The 610-nt window shown below is 49.7% G+C and carries 1 protein-coding gene; it reads left to right on the forward strand.

Going from position 1 to position 610, the window contains the following annotated elements; all coding sequences use genetic code 11:
- Positions 1-463: transposase (locus ABD76_RS12825; RefSeq protein ID WP_197257412.1), on the forward strand; the 463-nt coding region annotated here is incomplete at its 5' end.
- Positions 464-610: the final 147 nt, after the last annotated feature.

The raw sequence follows: 610 nt of genomic DNA on the forward strand, positions 1-610 counted from the left end.
TCAGCTTAAAGAGCTTGACAAGGCGATTGAGCGCATTTTAGACGGCATTTCCGGCAGCCAGTGCCTCCGTTCCATTCCGGGCATTGACCGAGTCTACGCCGCAGGCATTCTGGCCGAGATTGGCGACATCGAACGCTTCACGGATCAAGCCGCCTTGGCCAAGTATGCGGGGCTGACGTGGCGCAAGCACCAATCCGGTTCCTTTGAGGCGGAAGACACCAAGCGTATTCGTTCCGGCAACCGATTCCTGCGCTATTACCTTGTTGAAGCTGCCAACTCGGTAAAAAATCGCGATCCGGAATTCGGTGAGTATTACCGGAAGAAATTCAATGAAGTCCCTAAGCATCAACACAAACGTGCCCTCGTCTTAACGGCAAGAAAACTTGTGCGTCTGGTCGATGTGCTGCTACGCAACGACCAACTCTATACGCCCAGAAGGAAGGTGAAGCCGACAGAGCAATAATGCCTTGGCTCATGAATTTTCTTCTCTAATTCCCAGTTAAATTATGGTAATTAACTCCATTTTCAACTGGGTCTAGTTTGGTGATGCCTTTTTTGGGATTGATCCTGCTGCACGCCAAGGAAATTTTCCAATTCTCATAAATCAGGG

The organism is Paenibacillus dendritiformis (assembly GCF_015845845.1).
Lineage (GTDB): Bacteria > Bacillota > Bacilli > Paenibacillales > Paenibacillaceae > Paenibacillus_B > Paenibacillus_B dendritiformis_C.